This is a genomic window from Allobosea sp. TAB14 (assembly GCF_052113865.1).
In the GTDB taxonomy this organism is placed as follows: Bacteria; Pseudomonadota; Alphaproteobacteria; order Rhizobiales; family Beijerinckiaceae; genus Allobosea; species Allobosea spartocytisi.
In genome coordinates this window covers 1-19,253 of record NZ_JBFRDQ010000181.1, presented here as the reverse complement: position 1 = coordinate 19,253, position 19,253 = coordinate 1, and the positions used below count along the sequence as shown (strand labels likewise).

Below are 19,253 nucleotides of genomic sequence, written 5' to 3'. Positions count from 1 at the left end.
AGATGGGCTCGTCCACCGCGACATAGCAGATCGCRTCSCCGCCCGGCTTGTCGCGGCCRAGSSYGAAGGTCGCGACRTTGACGCCGGCSSCSCCGAGCAGCGAGCCGAAGGCGCCGATGAAGCCCGGCTTGTCAGCGTTGCGGACGTAGAGCATGTGCGGCGCGAACTCGGCGTCGACGGCGATGTCGCGGATCTCGACGATGCGCGGCTTGCCGTCATGGAAGACCGTGCCCGACGCATGGCGGGGCATGTCCTCGGCATCGACGACGATGCGGATGACGCTTTCGAGATTGCCGGCGACGTCGCGGGTCAGCTCCTCGACGACGATGCCCTTCTCCTTGGCGATCAACGCGGCGTTGACCATGTTGATCTCGGGCAGGAAGGGCCTGAGCACGCCGGTGATGGCGGCGGCCGAGATCGCCTTGAGGTTGAGTGCGGCGACCGCGCCCTCGTACTCGATGCGGATGCCCTTGACCGGGGCCTCGGTGAGCTGGCCGAGGAAGGAGCCGAGCTTCTCCGCCAGATCGACGAAGGGCTTGATGCGCGGCGCTTCCTCGGCGGAGATCGAGGGGAAGTTGACCGCGTTGGTGATGGCGCCCTTGAGCAGATAGTCGCTCATCTGCTCGGCGACCTGCAGGGCGACATTCTCCTGCGCCTCGTTGGTCGAGGCGCCGAGATGCGGCGTGCAGACGACGTTGTCGAGGCCGAAGAGCGGGTTCGATTCCGCCGGCTCCTGCGAGAACACGTCGAAGGCGGCGCCCGCGACATGGCCGGACTTGATCAGCTCCRCCAGCGCCTGCTCGTCGACGAGGCCGCCGCGGGCGCAGTTGATGATGCGCACGCCCTTCTTCGTCTTGGCGAGGTTCTCGGCCGAGAGGATGTTCTTGGTCATCGCCGTCATGGGCACGTGCAGCGTGATGAAGTCCGAGCGCTTCAGCAGGTCTTCGAGCTCGACCTTCTCGACGCCGAGCGCCACCGCGCGTTCCGGCGACAGATAGGGGTCATAGGCGATGACACGCATCTTGAGCCCGATGGCCCGCTCGGCGACGATCGAGCCGATATTGCCGGCGCCGATCAGGCCCAGCGTCTTGGCCGTGATCTCGACGCCCATGAAGCGGTTCTTCTCCCACTTGCCGGCCTGGGTGGAGACGTCGGCCGAGGGGATCTGGCGGGCGAGCGCGAACATCATGGCGATGGCGTGCTCGGCGGTGGTGATCGAATTGCCGAAGGGCGTGTTCATCACAATGATGCCGCGCGCGGTCGCGGCGGGGATCTCGACATTGTCGACGCCGATGCCGGCGCGGCCGATGACCTTCAGCTTCGTCGCGGCCTCCAGCAGCTTGGCGGTCGCCTTGGTGGCCGAGCGGATGGCGAGGCCGTCATAGTCGCCGATGATCGCGGCGAGCTTGTCCTTGTCCTTGCCGAGGCCGGGATCGAAGGTCACGTCGATGCCGCGATCCTTGAAGATCTGGACGGCGGCGGGGGAGAGGGCGTCGGAAATCAGGACCTTTGGTGCGGGCATGGGAGGCTCCGGCTGGCGCCGCGCTGCACGGGGAGCGTTCGGCGCGTAAAGAGGAGGAGAGCGTCATGGCCGGGCTTGACCCGGCCATCTCGGGACGCGGAGGCGCAGGGCGGCGCCTCTTCTGAAAAGAGATGGTCGGGTCAAGCCCGACCATGGCGGCAGCTTGTTACGCCGCCTTCTTGCCCAACGCCGCCTTGGCCTCGGCGAAGGCATAGGCGATCCAGGGCATGAGCGCCTTCACGTCGCGCGACTGGACGGTTGCGCCGCACCAGATGCGCAGGCCGGGAGGGGCGTCGCGGTAATGGCCGAGATCGTAGCCGGCGCCGGCCTTCTCGATGATCGAGACGACCTGCTTGGCGAAGGCCGCCTGCGCGTCCGCCGGCAAGGCGGTGACGGCCGGGTCGGTGAACTTCAGACACACCGAGGTGTTGGAGCGCGTCTTCGGCTTCACGGCCAGGAAGTCGATCCAGTCGTTCTCGCGCACGAATTTGGCGATGACGCGGGCGTTGGCATCGGCGCGCTTCACCAGCCCGTCGAGCCCGCCGACCTTCTTCGCCCAGTTCAGCGCATCGAGATAATCCTCGACCGCGAGCATGGAGGGGGTGTTGATGGTCTCGCCGGAGAAGATGCCCTCGATCAGCTTGCCGCCGGAGGTCATGCGGAAGATCTTCGGYAGCGGCCAGGCCGGCTTGTAGGTCAGCAGCCGCTCGACCGCGCGGGGCGAGAGCACGATCATGCCATGCGCGGCCTCGCCGCCGAGCACCTTCTGCCAGGAGAAGGTGACAACATCGAGCTTCGGCCAATCAAGGCGCTGGGCGAAGGCGGCGGAGGTGGCGTCGCAGATGGTCAGCCCCTCGCGGTCCTCCGCGATCCAGTCGGCATCGACGACGCGCACGCCCGAGGTGGTGCCGTTCCAGGTGAAGACGACGTCGCGGTTCTTCGTGTCGACCTTTTTGAGGTTCGGCAATTCGCCATAGGGCGCCTCGAAGGTGCGAACATCGGCGAGCTTGAGCTGCTTGACGACGTCGGTGACCCAGCCGGCGCCAAAACTCTCCCAGCTGACCATGTCGACGCCGCGGGCGCCGAGCAGGCTCCACAGCGCCATCTCGACGGCGCCGGTGTCGGAGGCGGGCACGATGCCGATGCGGTAATCGGCGGGAACCTGCAGCACCTCGCGGGTGAGGTCGATCGCGGCTTTGAGCTTGTCCTTGCCGATCTTGGCGCGGTGCGAGCGGCCGAGCGGGGCGTCGGAGAGGTTCTTGAGGGCCCAGCCGGGGCGCTTGGCGCAGGGGCCGGACGAGAAGTTAGGCACGCGCGGACGCGTGGTCGGTGCGGTATTCGCCATCGATGTCTCCATCCTTACAGATGGGCGCGCCCCGTTGGGGGGGCGTGTCCCGTCGATGGGGGTAGAGCCGCTGGGGGTGGGGAGTCAAGCGGGCGCGATCGAGTTAATTGTGGGACGAACAATCACATGGCAATGAAGCGGGATTAGCCGGGACTATCCGGGATCAGGCGGAAAGCGGCGGCGCTGCAAGAACTTAGGCCGGACGCGGCGCGGCATTTATTGCCATTTGATCTTTCGCAGTTTTCGGGCCGGAAATCCCGAAAGCCAGAACGCCAGAAACCGAGCCCGCCGCTAACCCTTTGAAAAATCGTCCCGGAGCTCACCGGAACTGTCACGATTTTCCGTGGTTGCGCGCCCAAGCATGACAGTTGCAAAAAAGGTAGCGAATCCAATCGGATGCGGACCTAGAGCGAGCGGAATCCCATTTCCCAAACTGTCACGCTGAATCACGCTTGAATAGTGCACTCGAAAGCTATCCGCGGCAGCTCGACTCCGGTGAAGCTGAGCGTCGGCAAAGGGTCGGAAGCAGACTTTCGGCTGGCCTATCCGCTCAACGACCAGTCAGCCTTTCAAATCCCGGCAGTGCAGCTGATTGCGGGTCGATAATGGCCTTGGTGACAGCTAAAACCAACGCCGCTGTAAGGATTAATAGCATCCCCCAGTAAGTGTTCCGCAACGCATGAGCAGATTTCGGGCGGGGGCTCTCGAAATCGTCCTGCCAATTGTCCATCATATACTCAGCATGGCGGCCAAGTGATCGATCTATCCGATGCCGAAATACGAAAATGAATCCATATGTAAGCATCAATGCAGCAAACTGAAGAATGTTGACATTGAGCGTCAAGCGACTGATCCAGTATGGCTTCAATATGAGAGACGTTAGGCGGTTGCCCTCAACTCCACAAGTCCTCTTGCCCAGTCCTAGGGCTGCAACGGGTCGTTATTGGACATCAGCGTCAACCCAAGCGCAAATTCTGAAACCAGCATGCCTGGCTATTGAGTAACGTGAGCCCGAGAGCTCCAACGAAACAGACGGTCAAAGATAACCACATAAGTTTCGCGCGAGTGCGCCTGAGCAGGGTGTGATCATGCGGGGACGGAGTAGCGCCAGCCCAATGGCGGCGGCGCTGCACCCTGTGAGCCCCGACTAATGCGAGGAACGCAGAGCCATCAAAGATCGTCTTATCGTTTGATTGAGCTTTAGCATTCGCAAGCATGCGGGCGGCAAGGAACAGGTAGACCGACGTAACGGCTGCCGCGATCACATAGAAGACGGTCGCGGCGATCTCGTCAGATATACAAGCCGCCATTGGTGCACCCCCGGGGTTTAGAGGCTTTTCGGACCATCTCAGAGCCTTGCAAGATAGCCTAGAAGTGAATGTCGGCAACGGGTCAAGCGGACCTTGTCGATCTCTGTGGACCAACTACGCTACCCGCTGCTGTTCTGGAGGCGTAACATGGTCTGGATCGTTCTTGCGCCCGCCACCATAGGCACCGCGTTCGCCGCCGCGTTGATAGCAACGCTACGAGGCTGGTCCGTCCACTACATCGTCCTGTTCGGCCTTGCCGTCATATCGGCATTGTTCGTTTCTCTTTCAGCCGTCAACTTCGTTGAAGGCGGTTGGCCTAATATCGGTCGGTCGTTGCTATGGTTGATCCCGGCTGAGTTTATTTGGATTGTGACCTTTTTGATGCTCTTCAAGAGGCTGGCGAGATGGCGACGCCATTGACCGCTATGTCGGATTTGGGTCGAACCCAGGCGTTGCCGATTCTCCACGCGGCGGGTTATCCGTAGGGGGAAAGCCGGCTATGTCGAACCACAGAAAACCCGCCCCTGAACCTGACTATATCAAGAGACGTCTCATCGCGGCGATCATTGTGTCGGCAGCGCTTTTCGTGTTGCTCTGTCTAGCTGCATTCGATCGCGAGCTTAGGCAGATTGGGAATGATCGTCCGAAGGCGCTGCCATCATACGCGCCATAGATGGGCGCCCGCTGACTGCCGGCAATGGGTCGAAAGCGTACCTTAAGGCCCATTCCCGATCACGGCCCTGGGCGCCGGAAACGCTCAACGGCCCGCCGTGCGAGATCGTCCTCGTCGATAGCCACCGCAGCGTAGCTCGCGACGATATAGGCCAGCCGGGTTCGCTCGCGCTCGATGTCATCATCCGCCACCGAGCCCTTCACTTCCGCCCATGCCGCATCGAGCGCCGCTTGAGCCCGCGCCACATCGGCGGGATCGCTGAAAGTCGAGAATGGAATTTTCCAAGCCTCCCTGAACGGCCGGGTTGTATCAACCGGCTTGCCGCCCGTCACGATCTCGATGGCATAAAGCGACGCTTTGGCGCGCCGCTCGAGCTCCTTGCTGCTGGGCTGATCGAGGGCAAGGCCATAGGGATTGATCGGCCTGTCGACGCGCTGGCCGCCGCAATCCATGGCGAAGGCATCGGCCACCTCGCTGCGGGTAAAGCACCAGTGCATCGTGCTCCCACTGCTGGTGGTGGTGTGGTCGAACCAGGCAGCCCAGCGGTACATGATCGCGGCACCGCCATGAAGGCCCGAATGAGGTACGACGATCGCGATCTGGAAAGGATGCGAACGGTCGCGCTGCTTGTCGGTGATCTCGCCCTTGCGCCTGGCCATGATTAGCCTCGCAGCATGAACGCGACGGCTACGGCAAAGACGATGCACCCGAGATAGAACAGGCCCTCCAGGCGTGCCTGGCGTGTCCGGTGCTCGTATTCCTGGTTGTCCCCGCTGTTCACCATGATCTCCGATCCTGACTCCGGATGTCATAGAATGCACTTGAGAACAAAACAAGAACGCGCTTCGTTAATGAAGCCCTAACGCCAGGGCGCCAACAGGAGAACGCCATGAGTAAGGCACGCCAGACGCGGGAAACCGTCGCGCATCTCACGTATTTCGTGGTTCAGCCCTACAAGGCTGTGAAGGGGTCGAAGGGCAAGATTGCAGCCGAGGAGGCGATCCCGGCGCGGGATCATGACCATGCCATGCGGATGTTCGAGCGTTTCAAGGCGACCCGGGTCGGCGTCGTGGCCTTTCATCGCACTGGCGACCCGGCGACGGGGGAATACGAGGATGCGATCATCATCGCGCGACACGGTGTTTTGCCGGTCGAGGTCGACGGCATGAGGCACGCCAGCGACATGGTCGCTGACAGTTGGGACATCACCGAGCATGATTTGAAAGTCGCTTGACGCAACTTGTGAGCCTCGCTTCGGCGGGGCTCACTTCAACTTTTGGATGCCCCTTTTGCAGTTCGGGCCGGCGTTGCGATACGCCTTGAGGGACGCGTCTGCCGCCAGTTCTCCGCGCGCTGTCCCCTTCAGTTTATCATCGACGAAATTGGCAAGTTCCTGCGCCATGGTGGCACAGTAGACGCGCGCCAGTGTCCAACGATCTTCGTCTGGCCAACTTGATGGCTCGGCCGAACGTGCCCGCAGCTCAACGGACTGGCGCCGCAATTCGGCGACATCGCTGATCTGTGCAGCTTTGGCCACCAGCTGCTCGTGCCTTTGCATTGCCTTCGCCCAAGCGGAAACGCTTGTCTCCTGTGCTTCGAGTGTCTGCGGCGCGGCCACAACCAGAGCGGCGATCGCGAGAAACCGAATACCGTTCATACCTTTCCTCCCGCCCATTTGACCTGGCCTGCAATGCGAAGATCCTGCGCTTCGTGCGGAGCCAGCGTTTCCGTCGGATATCGCGGATTGTCAGAGATCAGCGTCACCTGGTTGTCCCAGCCTCTGGCGACCCGTTTGATCCGCAGGTGATTACCGACGATGACGATGTAAATGCCATCGCCGGCGACCTGGTTGACCGAGGTATCGACCAGCACAATCGATCCATCTGCGATGGTCGGCAGCATGCTGTCTCCATGTACCGTCCAGAACCTCGCATTTGCGGGCTTCACCCCTAACGCTGCGAGCAATGCCCCCGAGAAGGGCAAGCGCCTCAGCTCTAGCGGATGCTCATTTTCAAAACCCGCACCAGCCGAGGCCACGAGATCCAGCATGCTGACCTCGACCGAATCCGCGTTCGTCGAACTTCCTGAAGCTCGAATCTGGGAATGTTCAGGTTCTCGCTTGACTGTCGTCTAAGAACCTGTATTTTCGCAGTGGCACAACAAGCAGATTTGTCTATGGTTAACATGAACCTGAACAGCGAACGAGTCCGCAAGCCTTGGCATCCCGCCGATATCATCGCGGCTGTGCGCAAGCGGGGAACAAGCCTGCAGCGCCTYTCGAGGGAGCACGGTTTCAGCGTGTTCACGATGAACAAGGCCGTGCGTCAGTGTTTCCCGGCCTGTCACGCGATCATAGCCGGCGTAATCGGAGCGCCGCGGCAATCGATCTGGCCTCAGTTCTACGACCAGGACGGCGCAAGACTTTCCGCCCGCGAGCGCCGCCGCCGCGAGCTGCGAGCTGATATCGCCCAGCAGAGGGCCGCCTGATGCGCGACTTCCTTGCCCTCACTTCGGCGCCGTCGATTCCTGACCATGAAATCGAGATCGAGATCGCGGCGATCGACGTCGTCGACCGCCTGCGCCTCGTCGATCGTGCCTATGTCGAGATGATCGCCGCCTCGATCTCGGAGACGTATCTGCATCAGCCGATCGCGGTCGCTTCGACACCGGGCGCGGGCAACCGCTATGTTCTGGTCGATGGCGAGAACCGCCTCGAAGCGTTCAAGTTGCTCGGTCGCACCACGATCCCCGCGCGCATCCGCGACCTGACCGAAGTCGAGCGGCGTAAGCATGAGATCCATGCCAATCTGATCCGCAACGAGCTGACCGCGCTCGACCGTACGGTCTTCGTTGGCGAACTCGCCGGTATCTTCGCGATTGAGAATGCCGAGGCTCGCAACGGCGGCGACCGGAAGTCCAAGAAATGGCGCGAGAAAAATCAGTTGGCCAACTTGGCCAACTGGTCGTCGTTCTCRAAGGAGGCCGCTCGCCGCACCGGCCTAGCCGAGCGCTCGATCCGGCGCACCCGCGAGCTGTTCGGTAGGCTATCCCCCGACGCCGTCGCCCTGATCCGAGGCACGAAGGTCGCTGATAATCAGGCGCAGCTGCAGGCGCTGGCAGAGATGGGGCCGGAGCAGCAGCTCGCCGTCGCCCAGGCGGTTGCAGGCGGCGCCGGCAACATCGCCAAAGCGCGCATCGTCGCCGGCTTTGTGCCGGAAGGTGGCGCCGTGCGAGAAGGCGACAAGCTTCTTGAGCGCATCAAGCCGAACTTGGAGCGGCTTTCGGCGGCGGACCTGCGCACGCTGATCGACATGGCCGAACGCCGCCTCGCCGAGCTAACGCCCGAGACGAAGCCCGCCCGCGCGAAGAAGGGCGTCTCCGCGTGAAGCTCTGGCTGACCTCCTCCGAAATCGCCGATCTCGCGCTGCCCGGCATGCCGACGACGCGTCAAAACGTCGTGGAAATGGCCCGGCGGGAAGATTGGGCGCGCTTCTCGGCGTGGTCCCGTCAACGGGCCGGGCGCGGCGGAGGCCTGGAATACCACATCAACTTGCTGCCCGTGGCAGCGCGTCACGCCTATCTCGGCGCGGCTGCCCCGGCCCCCGTCGGCGGCGAGGCCCTCCAGGCGGCGCCGGAACCAGCGCCCGGAACGACCGGCAAAGCGACTTTGCAACTGGATGCACGGCTCGCCGTGCTCGCCGCGATGAAGGCCTTCATCCGCGCCTCCGAGATGAAGCAGACGCTAGCGATCAGCTATTTCGTCGACCTCTACAACCTTGGGAAGATCGACGTGCCGAGCTGGGCAACCCAGCTCCTGCCACGTCTCGCAACGCGCACGGTTTTGCGCTGGCTGTCGCTCTCCCGCGAAGGAGAGAGCGAGCGGATGGCCATCGACAAGGGCGCCGCCCGGCGCGGTCAGGGCGTGCTCGACAGTGCCTTTGACGGCGAGATCAAGCACTTCACGCTGGCGCTCTACAGCTACAACGACCTCTACACCGCCCGGCAGCTTTACGAAGCCGCCGATGGTAAGTTCGGCCCCCAACTGCAGGCGATCGGCTTGAAGATGCCGACGCAGCGCGCCTTCGAGATCCGCTTCAGCGCGTGGCGCGAGGAATACGCCGCCGGCTTGCTGCAGATGACCGATCCGGACGCCTTCAAGTCCAGGATGCGCGTCTCCGGCTCCTACGATTACATGGCGCCGCATCTCAACGCCCTCTGGCAGATCGACGCTTCGCCGGTCGATGCGCTCTGCGTCGATGGCCGCCACTCGATCTATGTCTGCATCGACGTCTGGTCGCGCCGGCTGATCCTCTACGTCTCGAAGACGCCGCGCTCCGAGGCCGTGCAGCTGCTGATGCGCAAGGCGATCCTCCTGTGGGGCCTGCCCGACGCGGTGAAGACCGATAACGGCTCGGATTTCACCGCTCGCGCCACGGTGCGCCTGCTCGACAAGCTGCAGATCGAGACGATCCTGTCGAAGGCCTTCTCGCCCTGGCAGAAAGGCTATGTCGAGCGCCATATCCGCACCTTCCAGACGGATTGCTCGCGCACCTTGCCGGGGTTCATCGGCCACAGCGTTGCCGATCGGAAGCGGATTGAGGGCCGGAAGGCCTTCGCCCAGCGGCTCGGCCAGGAGCAGAACGACGCTTTCAGCGTCACCATGACCGGCGCCGCTCTGCAGGCGGAGTGCGATCGGTGGGCCGAGCGGCTCTACGCCATGCGCGAGCATCGCGGCATCGGCAAGATGACGCCATTCGCGCGCGCCGCCTCCTCGACACGGACGATCCGCACCGTCGATCCCGATGCGCTCGCGACCCTGCTGATGCAGGCCCYGGACAAGGAAGGCCTGCGCACGGTCGGCAAGAAGGGCGTGCAGATCGGCCAATACCACTATCTGGCGCCCGGCCTGGTTGTCGGGGACCGCGTGTTCGTCCGGCTCGATCCGCATGACGCCGGCGTGATCTGGCTCTTCGATCCGGCGAGTGATCGCCTGCTGGCGCGCGGCATCACTCCGAGCGCGAAGGCGTCGACCGCGCGGCTCTCGTCGCCGAGACGCGCGCGCTCCAGAAGCGCGCCATCGACGAGAAGATGAAGGAGGTCCGCGCCGCGAAGCGTGGGGTCACTGAGCGCACCGTGCTCGACCTGCGCCATCAGCGCGCCGCCGAGCGCGCCGGCAACCTCGTCGCCTTTCCGCCGCGCAGCGAGATCCACACCACGCCTGCGCTCGATGCCGGTGGTGATGTCGCCGCGATGCGCCGTGGCGATATGCCGAAGGCGCGGCCCCTGTCCGAGGCGGGTCAGCGCATTCAGGCGGAGCTTGAGGCGGAGGCCGCCAAGCCGGCAGCGCCGTCCAATGTTCGTCGTCTGCGCCAGCAGGAAACGCCCCAGCAGCTCTATCGAAAGTGGCTCGCGCTCGATGAGCGCCTGCGCGCGTCCGACCCGATCACACCGGAGGAAGCAGCCTTCTACGGCAGCTTCGCGACCCACCCGGCCAAGAAGTCTCTCGACCCTCTCTACCAGGAATACGGCGAAGCGGCGTTGCGGTGAGCCGAGCCGAAAAAAAGGCCCCGCGAACGGGGCCAATTTGAAGTCTTCAAGGATGGAATCATGAACGCACACCCGATGGAAAGCAAGATGGACGTGCCGATCAGCCGGCGCCCGCCGGCACTGCTGAAGAACGTCATCGCCATGATGGGCCTCGTCCAGCTCATGCGCGATCGCAGCCCGGACGATGACAATCTCGGCTGCTTCTACGGCTATTCCGGCTACGGAAAGACCGAGGCGACCCGCTTCGCCCACATCAAGACCGGCGGCCCGCATCTCGAAATCGGCGAGAGCTGGACGCGCAAGGATCTGGTCGCGAACCTGCTCTTCGAGCTCGGCGTGCTGAAGCCGAAGGGCACCCTGTCGGAGATGACCCGGCAGGCGATCGAGCTGCTTTCGGCGCCGGATCAGCCGCCCGTGTTCATCGACGAGGCCGACAAGCTCGTCGAGCGCAACATGATCCGCAATCTGAAGGAGATCGCGGACAAGTCCCGCGCCGCCTTCATCCTGATCGGCGAGGAGGCGCTGCCGGGCAAGCTGGAGCGTTTCGAGAATGTCTATGGCCGCGTCATCCATTGGGAGCCGGCCCAGCCGGTCGACCTGGAGGATTGCCGGAAGCTGGCCGAACGTGCCGGCGTCATCGTCGACGACGAGGTGCTGTCGCTCATTCAGCGCGCCTCGGAAGGCCGGGCACGGCTGCTCGTCTCCAACCTCAACAACGTCTGCAAGCCGTTCATGGCGGCGCGCGGCCTGTCAGAGCTGAAGGCTGGCGGCGAGCTGCCGGACTTCATCAACGGCAAGCACCCGCCGCGCGTCCGGAGGTTCGGCTGATGGCCTCCACCGTTCCCAACACCGAGGCTGGCCGGCTCGCCTATTGGCGGATCATGACCGGGCTGCAGGCGCATTATGGCGAGTTCACCTCGCGCATCGTCGTCGATATCGCTGGCGTCGGCCATCGCAAGACGATCGAGAATTATCTCGCCTTCCTGCTGGCCGAGAAGGTGGTGCGCGTTGTCGGCAGYGATCAGCGCGGCCCCGTCGCGACGCATCGCTACTGCATCATCAACCCCGGCGAAGCTCCGCCCATGCGCCGGGGCGATAGCAACCTCGGCCAGTGCCAGCAGGCGCTCTGGATGGCGATGCGCCTGCTGGGCCAGTTCCGCGCCTCGGCGCTTGCGGAGGCAGCCTCGACCGACACCCTGGTTGTCGCCCGCTCCACCGCCTCCGGCTATGTCGCGGACCTTCTCCAGGCCGGCTATCTCGCGATCGCCGGCAACGCGCCGGAGCGGAAGCAGACGCTGGTCTATCGCCTCGTCCGCAACACGGGTCCGCGCGCGCCGATCGTGATGCGTGCTGAGCAGGCCTGTTTCGACCTCAATGTCATGCGGGTCGTTAACCTTAACACCCGCTTGACGACAGCGAGGGCGGCATGAGCGCGCCTCGCAACGATCAGGTCGCAAAGGCCCGCCTCGCCTGGGGCGAGAGCATCCCTCCCGAGGTGATGGCACTCGCCGAGGCCTGCCGCGCGCGGACATCGCGGGCTGTCGCCCAGCAGCTCGGCTATTCGGACGCGGTCATCAGCCATGTCCTGGCGAAGAAGTATCCGGGCGATGTCGCTAAAGTCTTCGTCACCATCCGCGGCTCGCTGATGGGCGAAACCGTGGATTGCCCCGAGCTCGGCGAGCTCCGTCGCGACCAGTGCCTGCGCAACCAGGCGCGCCCTTTCAACCCCACGAACTCGACCAGCGCGCGGCTCTTCCACGCCTGCAAGGTCTGCCCCCTCCGTCAGCAGAAGGATGTCGCCTGATGCTCTTTCAATCCGCCTTCAAGCTGTTCTGCATCGCCGCGGCGATGCTCGGTCCCTACGCCGCCGGCGCGCTCTACCACTATGTCCGCGAGCCCGAAATCTACGCCATCTTCCTGATCTGCGGCACGCTCCTCGGCTTCGGCGGCCTCTGCGGCTTCGCCTCGACCGAGCGTTACGAGCGCCGCCGTCATCACGTCGCGCGTTTCGGACGGAAGGTCTGACCCATGCAGGGCTCCTCCCTTCCCATCGATCTGCGCTTCCTGGCGGCGCATCTCGCGCGCGCTGCACGCTCGGGCACCGGCCTCTCCCCGGATCAGTGCGAGCGCACGGCTGACCTGCTGCGCCAATCCGCCCAGGAGGCCGACGACGTCGTCGCCCAAGCCTCGCTGATGCCGGAGCTCGAAGACGAGCTCCACGCGGTCGCGGCGGATCTCGGTGCCATCCACCTGGCGCCGGAGCCTTCCGGCTACCAGGCCGCGCTGAAGGCCCAACAGACCGAGATCCAGCGCCAGCTGGACGGCGGCGGGCCGGTGCATGTCTCGCGTCCCGGCCTCGCCGCCCTCGCCATGCCGGTCGGCGACACGAATGTCGTGGTCATGCCGATCGCGCCGCGGCCGCGCCCGTTCGATGGCGGAGACGCGGCATGAGCGAGCGCGACGTCACACTGGACATGATCATCGAGGCGTTCAGCGCCACGACTGGCTTCCCCCGGCTCGATATCGTCTCGGATCGCCGCTCACTTGAGCTCGCGGCGGCACGCTATTCGGTCTTCTGGCTCGCCTGCAAGTTGACCACGCTGTCGGCCACGACAGTGGGCCGTCTGGTCGGCGATCGCGATCACACCACGGTGCTCGTCGGTTTGCGGCGCGCAGAAGAACTGCGCGCCTCCGATCCGGATTTCCGCGCGGCGACAGACGCGCTCCTACACACGCACCTCGCGCTGCAGCGCGTCGGCATCCTGCGCTTGGCCGAAACCGCCGACCCGCTCGCCACCGCCCGCCGGGTGCTGGCCGCGCCGGAGCGCGAAGCCGTGCGCGTCGGCGTCTCCGAGATCATCGCCCTTTGCCGCTTCGCCCTGGATGCCGTGGAGCGCGGCGCTACCTCCTCGAAAGCCATGGAGAATTCTGATGTTTGAGACCGCTCCTATCCTCCCGGCCGGCACCGATATTGAGTTCATCCCCGGCCGCGCCGCCCCAGCCATCACCAGCGGCATCGTTGAAGTCGGCGGCGCCCGCTACATGCGCAATGGCGAGGGCCACCTCCTTCCCGTGGAGCTCGTTCCCGCCGACGAGCAGCTTGAGGACGAGCAGGTCCGCAAGATCATGGCCTTTGCGGAAGACCTCTCTGCCCAGGTGGCCCGGTTCAAGGAGCATACCTTCGCCGACCTCAATGGCATTCAGGACATTTATCGCCAGGAGTACGGCACCGAGAAAGGCGGCCAGAAGGGCAACGTTACCTATCAGACCAAAGACGGTCTGATGCAGGTGAAGGTGCAGATCGCGAAGCTGATTGAGTTCGGCCCGCAGTTGCAGGAAGCAAAGACGCTCATCGACGAATGTCTAGTCGAATGGGGCGCCGAAAGCCGCGCGGAGATCCGTGCGCTCGTGAACCGGGTCTTCAACGTCGAGAAGGCTGGCCAGATCAATAAGGCCGAGCTCTTCTCCCTGTTGCGGCTCGAAATCCGGGATGATCGCTGGGTGCGCGCCATGAGGGCGATCCGGGACTCGATCCGCGTCACTGGCACCAAAGAGTATGTCCGCTTCTACAAGCGCGAGCACGTCGCCGCGCCTTGGCGGGCGGTCACCATCGACCTCGCGGCCGCGTGAGGGCGCCATGGCACTGTATCGAGCCTATTGCTGGCGCGGTGGGGTGATCGAGTTCGGACCCCGCATTCCGAACGGCGCCTTGCCGATCGACAGAGGCACCGAACGTTCCGTGCGCGCTCGGGTCGAGCCCCTGGCCCGCCGCGCCTACCAGGCCGGCGTTCTGCTCGTTCCTGGCATCCCGGAAGCCGAGAACGACGTCGCGGCGCTGGAAGCCTACGAGCGTTTCAAGAGCCTCATTGATCGGAAGCGCCGGAAGCCGCGGCTGCCTCTCTTCGCGAAGGGGGCCTGACATGGCGCCCTCCGATTTCCCCCGCGGCGCGCTCATCCAGGTCGACACCTTCGACCATGAGCAGGGCGAGCTGCACTTCACCGCCCGCGTCGTCGGCCCGAGCTCGGAAAGCCATCTCCGGATCCGCGCCGATGACGGCCTGGTCTTCGCGGTGCCGGCGACGGACTGCCGCGTCATCAAGGGAGAGCCGGCATGATGTCGCTCAAGCCGAAATCCACCGAGCTGGAGGCGTCGGAGGAGTTCGTCACCCTCACGTTCGAATTCCGCACGACCGAGGAGGCCGATCGAGCCTACGACGAGATCGAAAAGGCGATGCTGGCGGGCCTGCTTACGGTCTCTTGCGGAAAACCCGACACGAAGCCCGAAGACGAGGTGCTGCAATGAGCATCCTCCTCTCCAAGGCCGTCGCCGGCCAGTGCCGCTGGATCGTCTGCGAGGCYGTCGAAGGCAGCCGTGACCTGTTCGGCGGTCGCCGTGTCTGCGGCGCCGCAGTGTCCCGTCCGACCAGCTTCTGCATGGATCGTACGGCAGCGCAGCCTCATGACCGGCGCGAAGATCCGCGAGCTTCGGCCGGCCGCTCATGCCGAGGACGGCCTGCAGAAGCTGGAGACGGCCGTCCGCACGCTCGAAACCCTGGCCATCAACGCCGACGAGATCCGCGCCTTCCTGAAGCTGCCCGAGTCCGCCCGCCTGGCCGTGCTCCGCCATAGTGAGACCATGGCTCAGATGTGCCTGGAGCTCGCTAGCCGGGAGGCGATCGCCAATGCCGGGGGGCCTGTGCGCTGATGGTCTCCTACTCCTTCAACAAAGGCTTCGTGCTGTCGATCGAGAGCGGTCGAAAACGCCAGACGATCCGCGCTCCGCGCCGACGTCATGCACGTGTTGGCGAGCAGCTCCAGCTCTACACCGGCATGCGGACGAAGGCCTGCCGGTTGATCCGCGACGATGTCATCTGCGTCGGCCTGGGCGAGGTGCGGTTCGATCTTCGCCCGCTCGCAGATCTTCCGGAGCCTGGCTCGGCCCGCGAGCTCGCGCGCCTGCTGTCCGAGCGTCGGGTCTCGCTCGAAGTCAATGGCATCCCGATCGAGACCGATACCGACCAGGACGCATTCGCCGCGGCCGATGGTTTCGAGGACTGGAGGCTTGGCAACACGCTGCTCTCGCCTTTCGAGGCGATGGTAAACTTCTGGACGGTATCCCACGGCGCCGGCCTTTTCACCGGCGTGTTGATCCGCTGGGAGCCGGCGCGATGAACCGCCTCTCGTCAGTATTTTTCGTGGTTCATCAGCTCATTGAGATGACGTGCTTCTCCGGAGAGCGACTTCGCTTGGCTCAAGCCGGGAGACTGCAGAAGGGTGGGAAGCCGCATCGCTTCCTGTGCCTGCCATCGGCCCGCTTGGATCGCGCGCAACAGCAGGTAAAGTGCTTCAAGCACCATCTCGACAACACGTTCATCAAGGTGCGCCATTTGGGTCGGCCGCCTGCGCGTCTCACCGTGCCACATGGTGTTGCTGATGGACATTGCCGAGCTGCCATCGCCGAAGGTGCCTACCGGATAGCCGTGGGCTACTGCATTTCGGTAGGCCAATACGTTGTCCGCAGCGTCCGCGAAAACGTCGACGTTCTTTCGCAGCGATGGCCAATCTTGATCGGCGAGCGCGCCGGCGAGGCGCCGAAACTCCTTCAGTCGCTTCGAAATCACCATGCTATCGGTGCTGGGTTCCTCACCAGGTCCAGGCCAGCCCCCGAGCTGCCACAACACGATTTCGAGGTCGTTCTCCAACATTGCGCAGCCCAAGATCAGGGCGCCGATCCGCTCCAGCGGGAACTGCTGCTGATCGAACATCGACCGCAGTCCGCCGTGGGCAGGATTGTTGGGCTGGTCATTCATGTCCGGGAACGTATCACTGGCATTGGCACCTTTGCGAGGGTGCCATGACCCAGCGTGCCTTCGCCTTTTCGCCTGCCGTTGCCGCGCAGCGTGTTGAGCCGGCCGACTCCCTCGACTTCTTCCCGACACCGCCCTGGGCGACGCGTGCCTTCGTGCGTCATGTCGCACTGCCGGTGCTCGGCGTGCTGGCCAACGACATCGTTCTGGAGCCGGCTTGTGGTGAGGGCCACATGGCCGAGCCGCTGCGCGAGACCTTCGCATTCATCCTCGCCAGCGACATCTTCCCGTATGGCTACGGCGAGGCTTTCGACTTCCTGGATGCCGGCCCGAACCTCGGCGCCTGCGATTGGGCCTTCACGAACCCGCCCTTCAACCTCGCCGTAGACTTCGCGCGCGTTGCTCTCCGCTTGGCGCGCCGCGGTGTTGCGCTGCTTGTCCGGACGCAGTGGCTGCACACGATCGAGCGCTATGAGCTCTTCCAGGAATTCCCGCCCTACCTGATCGCCTATTACGTCGAGCGGGTGCCGATGCATCGCGGACGGTGGGAACCGGATGGCGATACGGCGACCGATTACTGCTGGGTCTGCTGGAAACACAGCTCCGAGCCACGGGCGCCGCTCTGGATCCCGCCGGGACAGCGCAAGCTCCATACCCATCCCCGCGACGCATTCCGTTTCGCCAAGCCGGCGCCGGCCCCGCTCCTCGAGCTCGGGGCATGACCATGTCGCGCTTCTTCTCCGCCCGGCCAGCGCCGTCCGACGCCAGCGCCATCTCGGCCCTGCTAGCGAAGGACGAGCTCGCGCGGCTGGACGAGAAGCGCGAGCGGCTGAAGCAGATCATCGCCGATATTCAGCCGCGGCGTTCGACCGTGATTGAAGGCCAGTTGAAGCAGCTGACGAAGCGCCGCGTGGCGCTGCTCGCCGCTATCGCCAGGACCAGCCCTCGGAACGCCGGCCGATGAGCACGCATCCCGCCATGCTGAAGAAGATCCAGATCGCCCGGCGCGAGCTCAAACTGCAGGACCGGGAATATCGCGGCCTGCTACTGCGCGTCGCCGGCACCGACTCGTCGCGCGATCTCAGCGACAAGCAGGCCAATGCCGTCATCGCCGAATTCAAGCGCCTCGGCTGGGTGGCGAAGGAGTCGACCCGGCCGCGCGCCGATCGCGACGATACCCGCAAGCTCTATGCGTTGTGGGGCGCGCTCCATGCCGGCCCGCTCGATCGCGACGCGCTGCGCGCCTGGGTGCTCGGCCGCTTCAAGGTCGCTGCGCCGGAATTCCTGAAACCGCCGCAGACGCGTGAGGCGATTGAGCAGCTGAAGGCCTGGCAGAGGCGCTTGCGGGAGGAGCGAAGCCCGCGATGATCCACGTCACCGATCACGCCCTCGTTCGCTTCCTGGAACGCTCCGGCGCGCTCGATGTCGAGCAGCTGCGCGCGCTGATCGCAAGCTCGCTGGAGCGTGGCCGCAAGGCGGCCGAGCGGGCGGGCGCCGTCGGAGAGTTCGCGATCGTCGTCGACGGTCTGCGCTATGTCATCGACAACGGCATCCTCGTCACCGTGCTCGACGAGTCGATGCAGAGGCGGCGGCGATGACCCGCGCCAGCTGGCCCGAGCTTCCGCCGCTGCTGGCCGAGATCGCCGAGGTCGCCGGCATCGATGCTGCGCTCGCAATCGCCGAGGCGAAGGGCGGGCAGCAGGTTTTCGTCGTGGCCCATCTGCGGCCCGATAATTGGTTGATCGGGGCGGTTGGCATCGAAAAAGCTCGGCTGATCAGTGATCACTTCTGCTCCGGCCGGCTGCGCCAGAAGTTGACGATCCCGCTGGGACCTGTTGGTAGTTACCAGGCGCTGCGCCGCCGCACGAACCGCGCCCTCGAAGAAGCCGCTTCCCGCGGGGAGTCGGCGAACCAGATGGCAGCGACCGCCGGCGTCACGACCCGCACGGTTCACCGTTTCCGATCGCGGCGCCGCGGGCACAATACCAATCAGCTCAAGCTCTTCTAGGCTCTGACACCCGTCAGGGGCGTATCGGGCACCCGTCAGGGGCATCGTGCATCAGGTTCCGGGCACGCGCCCGGGCGCGGAGCAGCCCCGTTGAAACTCGTCCCGAACTGGAAGCGTGTGCTCTGGCACTCGTGGTCCTTCCACATCAACCTGTTCGTGGCCTTCGCCTCCGCAGTCGAGGCCGGGATCACCTATTGGGTCGACGGCCGCGTCTCCGCCAGCCTGGCCGTGATGGCGGCCTCGCTGGTCGCCAGCGTCGCCCGCGTCATCAAGCAGGAAACCGTGTCGGGGCCGAGCGATGGCGAGTAAACGCGCCAAGGTCGCGATCGCCGGGGCGGCCACCGCCATCTCCCTGGCGACGACGGCATTGATCATCCCCTGGGAGGGGCTGGTCACCAGTTCGCATTGGGACCGCTACGCCAAGATATGGGACATCTGCTACGGCGAGACGCGGGTCGACGGAAAGCCCGTGCGGCCGGGCATGAGCTTCACCCCTGCCGAGTGCAAGGCGATGCTCTCGAAGCGCGTCATGAGCGACTATTACCTGCCACTCACCCGCTGCATCGCCGGCTTCGACGACAAGCCGAAGAGCTGGCAGGCAGTCGCCATCTCCGCCTCCTACAACGTCGGCGTCGGCGCCATCTGCAAATCCTCGGCCGCCGAGCTCGCGCGGCAGGGCCGTTTTCACGAGAGCTGCGAAGCCTTCACCCGCTTCAACCGTGCGGGTGGACAGGTCGTCGAGGGCCTGAAGCGCCGGCGCGAGGATGGCGACGCCCTGCGCATCGGCGAGCGCGAGCTCTGCGAGGCGGGGCTGTGATGTTCGAGGCCTGGCTCTTGAAGAACTGGAAGACCGCGGCCCTCCTGGTCGTGTTGGGGCTTCTGTTCGCCGCCGGCGGCCTCGGCTTCTGGCGCGGCCTGGTCGCGATCGAGCGGCTCCAGGACAAGGCGGCGACGCTCGCCCGCGAGGCGCAGGACGCGAAATGGAAGGCGCAGATCGCCGAGGCGAACGCCGCCGTGTCGGTTGCTCGCGCCGAGCAGGCC

General features: G+C 64.7%; 34 protein-coding genes. 26 read left to right on the top strand and 8 right to left on the bottom strand.

What is annotated here, in order from left to right; translation table 11 throughout:
- The 3 genes from serA to AB4Y99_RS22240 form a co-directional block, all read right to left on the bottom strand.
- A partial coding sequence (gene serA, locus AB4Y99_RS22250) for a phosphoglycerate dehydrogenase (protein ID WP_441524860.1) occupies nucleotides 1-1,522 on the bottom strand: 1,522 nt, incomplete at its 3' end.
- A 166-nt stretch (nucleotides 1,523-1,688) separates the two neighbouring features.
- Nucleotides 1,689-2,867 carry a phosphoserine transaminase gene (locus AB4Y99_RS22245; RefSeq protein ID WP_441524859.1) on the bottom strand — a complete coding sequence of 393 codons (1,179 nt, stop codon included), beginning with the start codon at nucleotides 2,865-2,867 and terminating at the stop codon, nucleotides 1,689-1,691.
- A gap of 550 nt (nucleotides 2,868-3,417) precedes the next feature.
- Complete coding sequence (locus tag AB4Y99_RS22240; protein ID WP_441524858.1) at nucleotides 3,418-3,711, bottom strand: hypothetical protein; 294 nt, start codon at nucleotides 3,709-3,711, stop codon at nucleotides 3,418-3,420.
- A gap of 613 nt (nucleotides 3,712-4,324) precedes the next feature.
- Between AB4Y99_RS22240 and AB4Y99_RS22235 the strand changes: the two genes are divergently transcribed.
- Nucleotides 4,325-4,597, top strand: coding sequence for a hypothetical protein (locus tag AB4Y99_RS22235; protein ID WP_441524857.1), 273 nt, complete (start codon nucleotides 4,325-4,327; stop codon nucleotides 4,595-4,597).
- A gap of 312 nt (nucleotides 4,598-4,909) precedes the next feature.
- On the opposite strand, the gene AB4Y99_RS22230 is transcribed toward AB4Y99_RS22235, so the two are convergent.
- Together AB4Y99_RS22230 and AB4Y99_RS22225 are read right to left on the bottom strand one after the other, a co-directional pair.
- Nucleotides 4,910-5,509, bottom strand: a complete 600-nt coding sequence (locus AB4Y99_RS22230; RefSeq protein WP_441524856.1) for a hypothetical protein — start codon at nucleotides 5,507-5,509, stop codon at nucleotides 4,910-4,912.
- A 2-nt stretch (nucleotides 5,510-5,511) separates the two neighbouring features.
- Nucleotides 5,512-5,634, bottom strand: a complete 123-nt coding sequence (locus AB4Y99_RS22225) for a hypothetical protein (RefSeq protein ID WP_441524855.1) — start codon at nucleotides 5,632-5,634, stop codon at nucleotides 5,512-5,514.
- 105 nt (nucleotides 5,635-5,739) lie between these two features.
- Here AB4Y99_RS22225 and AB4Y99_RS22220 point away from each other — a divergent pair, with 105 nt between their 5' ends.
- Nucleotides 5,740-6,084 carry a hypothetical protein gene (locus AB4Y99_RS22220; protein ID WP_441524854.1) on the top strand — a complete coding sequence of 115 codons (345 nt, stop codon included), beginning with the start codon at nucleotides 5,740-5,742 and terminating at the stop codon, nucleotides 6,082-6,084.
- Between the two features lie 30 nt (nucleotides 6,085-6,114).
- Here AB4Y99_RS22220 and AB4Y99_RS22215 read toward each other — a convergent pair whose 3' ends face one another.
- Nucleotides 6,115-6,507, bottom strand: a complete 393-nt coding sequence (locus AB4Y99_RS22215) for a hypothetical protein (RefSeq protein ID WP_441524853.1) — start codon at nucleotides 6,505-6,507, stop codon at nucleotides 6,115-6,117.
- Complete coding sequence (locus AB4Y99_RS22210) at nucleotides 6,504-6,899, bottom strand: S24 family peptidase (protein WP_441524852.1); 396 nt, start codon at nucleotides 6,897-6,899, stop codon at nucleotides 6,504-6,506. The genes AB4Y99_RS22215 and AB4Y99_RS22210 overlap by 4 nt, the downstream gene beginning before the upstream one ends.
- A gap of 135 nt (nucleotides 6,900-7,034) precedes the next feature.
- Between AB4Y99_RS22210 and AB4Y99_RS22205 the strand changes: the two genes are divergently transcribed.
- The 16 genes from AB4Y99_RS22205 (at nucleotide 7,035) to AB4Y99_RS22130 (ending at nucleotide 15,569) form a co-directional block, all read left to right on the top strand.
- On the top strand, nucleotides 7,035-7,337 hold the full coding sequence (locus AB4Y99_RS22205; protein WP_441524851.1) for a helix-turn-helix domain-containing protein: 303 nt from the start codon (nucleotides 7,035-7,037) through the stop codon (nucleotides 7,335-7,337).
- Nucleotides 7,337-8,236 carry a ParB/RepB/Spo0J family partition protein gene (locus AB4Y99_RS22200; protein ID WP_441524850.1) on the top strand — a complete coding sequence of 300 codons (900 nt, stop codon included), beginning with the start codon at nucleotides 7,337-7,339 and terminating at the stop codon, nucleotides 8,234-8,236. Before AB4Y99_RS22205 ends, AB4Y99_RS22200 begins: the two co-directional genes overlap by 1 nt.
- Nucleotides 8,233-9,942: a DDE-type integrase/transposase/recombinase gene (locus AB4Y99_RS22195; RefSeq protein ID WP_441524849.1), complete on the top strand. Its 1,710-nt coding sequence runs from the start codon at nucleotides 8,233-8,235 to the stop codon at nucleotides 9,940-9,942. The genes AB4Y99_RS22200 and AB4Y99_RS22195 overlap by 4 nt, the downstream gene beginning before the upstream one ends.
- A 41-nt stretch (nucleotides 9,943-9,983) precedes the next feature.
- Nucleotides 9,984-10,397 carry a hypothetical protein gene (locus AB4Y99_RS22190; RefSeq protein WP_441524848.1) on the top strand — a complete coding sequence of 138 codons (414 nt, stop codon included), beginning with the start codon at nucleotides 9,984-9,986 and terminating at the stop codon, nucleotides 10,395-10,397.
- Between the two features lie 60 nt (nucleotides 10,398-10,457).
- A complete protein-coding gene (locus tag AB4Y99_RS22185) occupies nucleotides 10,458-11,225 on the top strand; it encodes an AAA family ATPase (RefSeq protein WP_441524847.1) in 768 nt (255 codons plus the stop codon).
- On the top strand, nucleotides 11,225-11,827 hold the full coding sequence (locus AB4Y99_RS22180) for a hypothetical protein (protein ID WP_441524846.1): 603 nt from the start codon (nucleotides 11,225-11,227) through the stop codon (nucleotides 11,825-11,827). Before AB4Y99_RS22185 ends, AB4Y99_RS22180 begins: the two co-directional genes overlap by 1 nt.
- Nucleotides 11,824-12,201, top strand: a complete 378-nt coding sequence (locus AB4Y99_RS22175) for a transcriptional regulator (RefSeq protein ID WP_441524845.1) — start codon at nucleotides 11,824-11,826, stop codon at nucleotides 12,199-12,201. The genes AB4Y99_RS22180 and AB4Y99_RS22175 overlap by 4 nt, the downstream gene beginning before the upstream one ends.
- Nucleotides 12,201-12,422, top strand: a complete 222-nt coding sequence (locus tag AB4Y99_RS22170) for a hypothetical protein (RefSeq protein ID WP_441524844.1) — start codon at nucleotides 12,201-12,203, stop codon at nucleotides 12,420-12,422. Before AB4Y99_RS22175 ends, AB4Y99_RS22170 begins: the two co-directional genes overlap by 1 nt.
- Before the next feature lie 3 nt (nucleotides 12,423-12,425).
- Nucleotides 12,426-12,848: a hypothetical protein gene (locus AB4Y99_RS22165; RefSeq protein ID WP_441524843.1), complete on the top strand. Its 423-nt coding sequence runs from the start codon at nucleotides 12,426-12,428 to the stop codon at nucleotides 12,846-12,848.
- A complete protein-coding gene (locus tag AB4Y99_RS22160; protein WP_441524842.1) occupies nucleotides 12,845-13,336 on the top strand; it encodes a helix-turn-helix domain-containing protein in 492 nt (163 codons plus the stop codon). Before AB4Y99_RS22165 ends, AB4Y99_RS22160 begins: the two co-directional genes overlap by 4 nt.
- Nucleotides 13,329-14,027 (top strand): DUF3164 family protein, encoded by a 699-nt coding sequence (locus AB4Y99_RS22155; RefSeq protein ID WP_441524841.1) that lies wholly within the window; start codon nucleotides 13,329-13,331, stop codon nucleotides 14,025-14,027. Before AB4Y99_RS22160 ends, AB4Y99_RS22155 begins: the two co-directional genes overlap by 8 nt.
- Before the next feature lie 43 nt (nucleotides 14,028-14,070).
- Nucleotides 14,071-14,316, top strand: coding sequence for a hypothetical protein (locus AB4Y99_RS22150; RefSeq protein ID WP_441524840.1), 246 nt, complete (start codon nucleotides 14,071-14,073; stop codon nucleotides 14,314-14,316).
- Nucleotide 14,317: 1 nt separating this feature from the next.
- Nucleotides 14,318-14,512, top strand: a complete 195-nt coding sequence (locus AB4Y99_RS22145) for a tudor domain-containing protein (protein WP_441524839.1) — start codon at nucleotides 14,318-14,320, stop codon at nucleotides 14,510-14,512.
- A complete protein-coding gene (locus AB4Y99_RS22140) occupies nucleotides 14,509-14,700 on the top strand; it encodes a hypothetical protein (RefSeq protein ID WP_441524838.1) in 192 nt (63 codons plus the stop codon). Before AB4Y99_RS22145 ends, AB4Y99_RS22140 begins: the two co-directional genes overlap by 4 nt.
- Nucleotides 14,701-14,856: 156 nt before the next feature.
- The gene (locus AB4Y99_RS22135; RefSeq protein WP_441524837.1) at nucleotides 14,857-15,102 is read left to right on the top strand and encodes a hypothetical protein; all 246 of its coding nucleotides are present in this window, start codon (nucleotides 14,857-14,859) and stop codon (nucleotides 15,100-15,102) included.
- A gap of 29 nt (nucleotides 15,103-15,131) precedes the next feature.
- The gene (locus tag AB4Y99_RS22130) at nucleotides 15,132-15,569 is read left to right on the top strand and encodes an ASCH domain-containing protein (RefSeq protein WP_441524836.1); all 438 of its coding nucleotides are present in this window, start codon (nucleotides 15,132-15,134) and stop codon (nucleotides 15,567-15,569) included.
- Between the two features lie 11 nt (nucleotides 15,570-15,580).
- On the opposite strand, the gene AB4Y99_RS22125 is transcribed toward AB4Y99_RS22130, so the two are convergent.
- Nucleotides 15,581-16,207: a hypothetical protein gene (locus AB4Y99_RS22125; RefSeq protein WP_441524835.1), complete on the bottom strand. Its 627-nt coding sequence runs from the start codon at nucleotides 16,205-16,207 to the stop codon at nucleotides 15,581-15,583.
- Nucleotides 16,208-16,251: 44 nt separating this feature from the next.
- Between AB4Y99_RS22125 and AB4Y99_RS22120 the strand changes: the two genes are divergently transcribed.
- From AB4Y99_RS22120 to AB4Y99_RS22085, 8 genes are all read left to right on the top strand, one after another.
- Complete coding sequence (locus AB4Y99_RS22120; protein ID WP_441524834.1) at nucleotides 16,252-16,926, top strand: hypothetical protein; 675 nt, start codon at nucleotides 16,252-16,254, stop codon at nucleotides 16,924-16,926.
- Entirely contained in the window at nucleotides 16,923-17,168 is a 246-nt protein-coding gene (locus AB4Y99_RS22115; protein WP_441524833.1) for a hypothetical protein, read from the top strand. Before AB4Y99_RS22120 ends, AB4Y99_RS22115 begins: the two co-directional genes overlap by 4 nt.
- Nucleotides 17,165-17,572 carry a regulatory protein GemA gene (locus AB4Y99_RS22110; RefSeq protein ID WP_441524832.1) on the top strand — a complete coding sequence of 136 codons (408 nt, stop codon included), beginning with the start codon at nucleotides 17,165-17,167 and terminating at the stop codon, nucleotides 17,570-17,572. Before AB4Y99_RS22115 ends, AB4Y99_RS22110 begins: the two co-directional genes overlap by 4 nt.
- On the top strand, nucleotides 17,569-17,802 hold the full coding sequence (locus AB4Y99_RS22105) for a hypothetical protein (protein ID WP_441524831.1): 234 nt from the start codon (nucleotides 17,569-17,571) through the stop codon (nucleotides 17,800-17,802). The genes AB4Y99_RS22110 and AB4Y99_RS22105 overlap by 4 nt, the downstream gene beginning before the upstream one ends.
- Nucleotides 17,799-18,212 (top strand): helix-turn-helix domain-containing protein, encoded by a 414-nt coding sequence (locus AB4Y99_RS22100; protein WP_441524830.1) that lies wholly within the window; start codon nucleotides 17,799-17,801, stop codon nucleotides 18,210-18,212. The genes AB4Y99_RS22105 and AB4Y99_RS22100 overlap by 4 nt, the downstream gene beginning before the upstream one ends.
- Nucleotides 18,213-18,302: 90 nt before the next feature.
- Nucleotides 18,303-18,521, top strand: coding sequence for a DUF7940 domain-containing protein (locus AB4Y99_RS22095; protein WP_441524829.1), 219 nt, complete (start codon nucleotides 18,303-18,305; stop codon nucleotides 18,519-18,521).
- On the top strand, nucleotides 18,511-19,029 hold the full coding sequence (locus AB4Y99_RS22090; RefSeq protein ID WP_441524828.1) for a lysozyme: 519 nt from the start codon (nucleotides 18,511-18,513) through the stop codon (nucleotides 19,027-19,029). Before AB4Y99_RS22095 ends, AB4Y99_RS22090 begins: the two co-directional genes overlap by 11 nt.
- Nucleotides 19,029-19,253: hypothetical protein (locus AB4Y99_RS22085; RefSeq protein ID WP_441524827.1), on the top strand; the 225-nt coding region annotated here is incomplete at its 3' end. The genes AB4Y99_RS22090 and AB4Y99_RS22085, both read left to right, overlap by 1 nt.

Excerpts from the sequence above, each read along its gene's own strand:
- AB4Y99_RS22100 (WP_441524830.1), top strand. The coding sequence starts at position 17,799 with ATGACCCGCGCCAGCTGGCCCGAGCTTCCGCCGCTGCTGGCCGAGATC.
- AB4Y99_RS22165 (WP_441524843.1), top strand. The coding sequence starts at position 12,426 with ATGCAGGGCTCCTCCCTTCCCATCGATCTGCGCTTCCTGGCGGCGCAT.
- AB4Y99_RS22155 (WP_441524841.1), top strand. The coding sequence starts at position 13,329 with ATGTTTGAGACCGCTCCTATCCTCCCGGCCGGCACCGATATTGAGTTC.
- AB4Y99_RS22135 (WP_441524837.1), top strand. The coding sequence starts at position 14,857 with ATGACCGGCGCGAAGATCCGCGAGCTTCGGCCGGCCGCTCATGCCGAG.
- AB4Y99_RS22125 (WP_441524835.1), bottom strand. The coding sequence starts at position 16,207 with ATGAATGACCAGCCCAACAATCCTGCCCACGGCGGACTGCGGTCGATG.
- AB4Y99_RS22110 (WP_441524832.1), top strand. The coding sequence starts at position 17,165 with ATGAGCACGCATCCCGCCATGCTGAAGAAGATCCAGATCGCCCGGCGC.
- AB4Y99_RS22090 (WP_441524828.1), top strand. The coding sequence starts at position 18,511 with ATGGCGAGTAAACGCGCCAAGGTCGCGATCGCCGGGGCGGCCACCGCC.
- AB4Y99_RS22175 (WP_441524845.1), top strand. The coding sequence starts at position 11,824 with ATGAGCGCGCCTCGCAACGATCAGGTCGCAAAGGCCCGCCTCGCCTGG.
- AB4Y99_RS22210 (WP_441524852.1), bottom strand. The coding sequence starts at position 6,899 with ATGCTGGATCTCGTGGCCTCGGCTGGTGCGGGTTTTGAAAATGAGCAT.
- AB4Y99_RS22170 (WP_441524844.1), top strand. The coding sequence starts at position 12,201 with ATGCTCTTTCAATCCGCCTTCAAGCTGTTCTGCATCGCCGCGGCGATG.
- AB4Y99_RS22235 (WP_441524857.1), top strand. The coding sequence starts at position 4,325 with ATGGTCTGGATCGTTCTTGCGCCCGCCACCATAGGCACCGCGTTCGCC.
- AB4Y99_RS22115 (WP_441524833.1), top strand. The coding sequence starts at position 16,923 with ATGACCATGTCGCGCTTCTTCTCCGCCCGGCCAGCGCCGTCCGACGCC.
- AB4Y99_RS22160 (WP_441524842.1), top strand. The coding sequence starts at position 12,845 with ATGAGCGAGCGCGACGTCACACTGGACATGATCATCGAGGCGTTCAGC.
- AB4Y99_RS22225 (WP_441524855.1), bottom strand. The coding sequence starts at position 5,634 with ATGGTGAACAGCGGGGACAACCAGGAATACGAGCACCGGACACGCCAG.
- AB4Y99_RS22140 (WP_441524838.1), top strand. The coding sequence starts at position 14,509 with ATGATGTCGCTCAAGCCGAAATCCACCGAGCTGGAGGCGTCGGAGGAG.
- AB4Y99_RS22215 (WP_441524853.1), bottom strand. The coding sequence starts at position 6,507 with ATGAACGGTATTCGGTTTCTCGCGATCGCCGCTCTGGTTGTGGCCGCG.
- AB4Y99_RS22185 (WP_441524847.1), top strand. The coding sequence starts at position 10,458 with ATGAACGCACACCCGATGGAAAGCAAGATGGACGTGCCGATCAGCCGG.
- AB4Y99_RS22220 (WP_441524854.1), top strand. The coding sequence starts at position 5,740 with ATGAGTAAGGCACGCCAGACGCGGGAAACCGTCGCGCATCTCACGTAT.
- AB4Y99_RS22120 (WP_441524834.1), top strand. The coding sequence starts at position 16,252 with ATGACCCAGCGTGCCTTCGCCTTTTCGCCTGCCGTTGCCGCGCAGCGT.
- AB4Y99_RS22105 (WP_441524831.1), top strand. The coding sequence starts at position 17,569 with ATGATCCACGTCACCGATCACGCCCTCGTTCGCTTCCTGGAACGCTCC.
- AB4Y99_RS22145 (WP_441524839.1), top strand. The coding sequence starts at position 14,318 with ATGGCGCCCTCCGATTTCCCCCGCGGCGCGCTCATCCAGGTCGACACC.
- AB4Y99_RS22230 (WP_441524856.1), bottom strand. The coding sequence starts at position 5,509 with ATGGCCAGGCGCAAGGGCGAGATCACCGACAAGCAGCGCGACCGTTCG.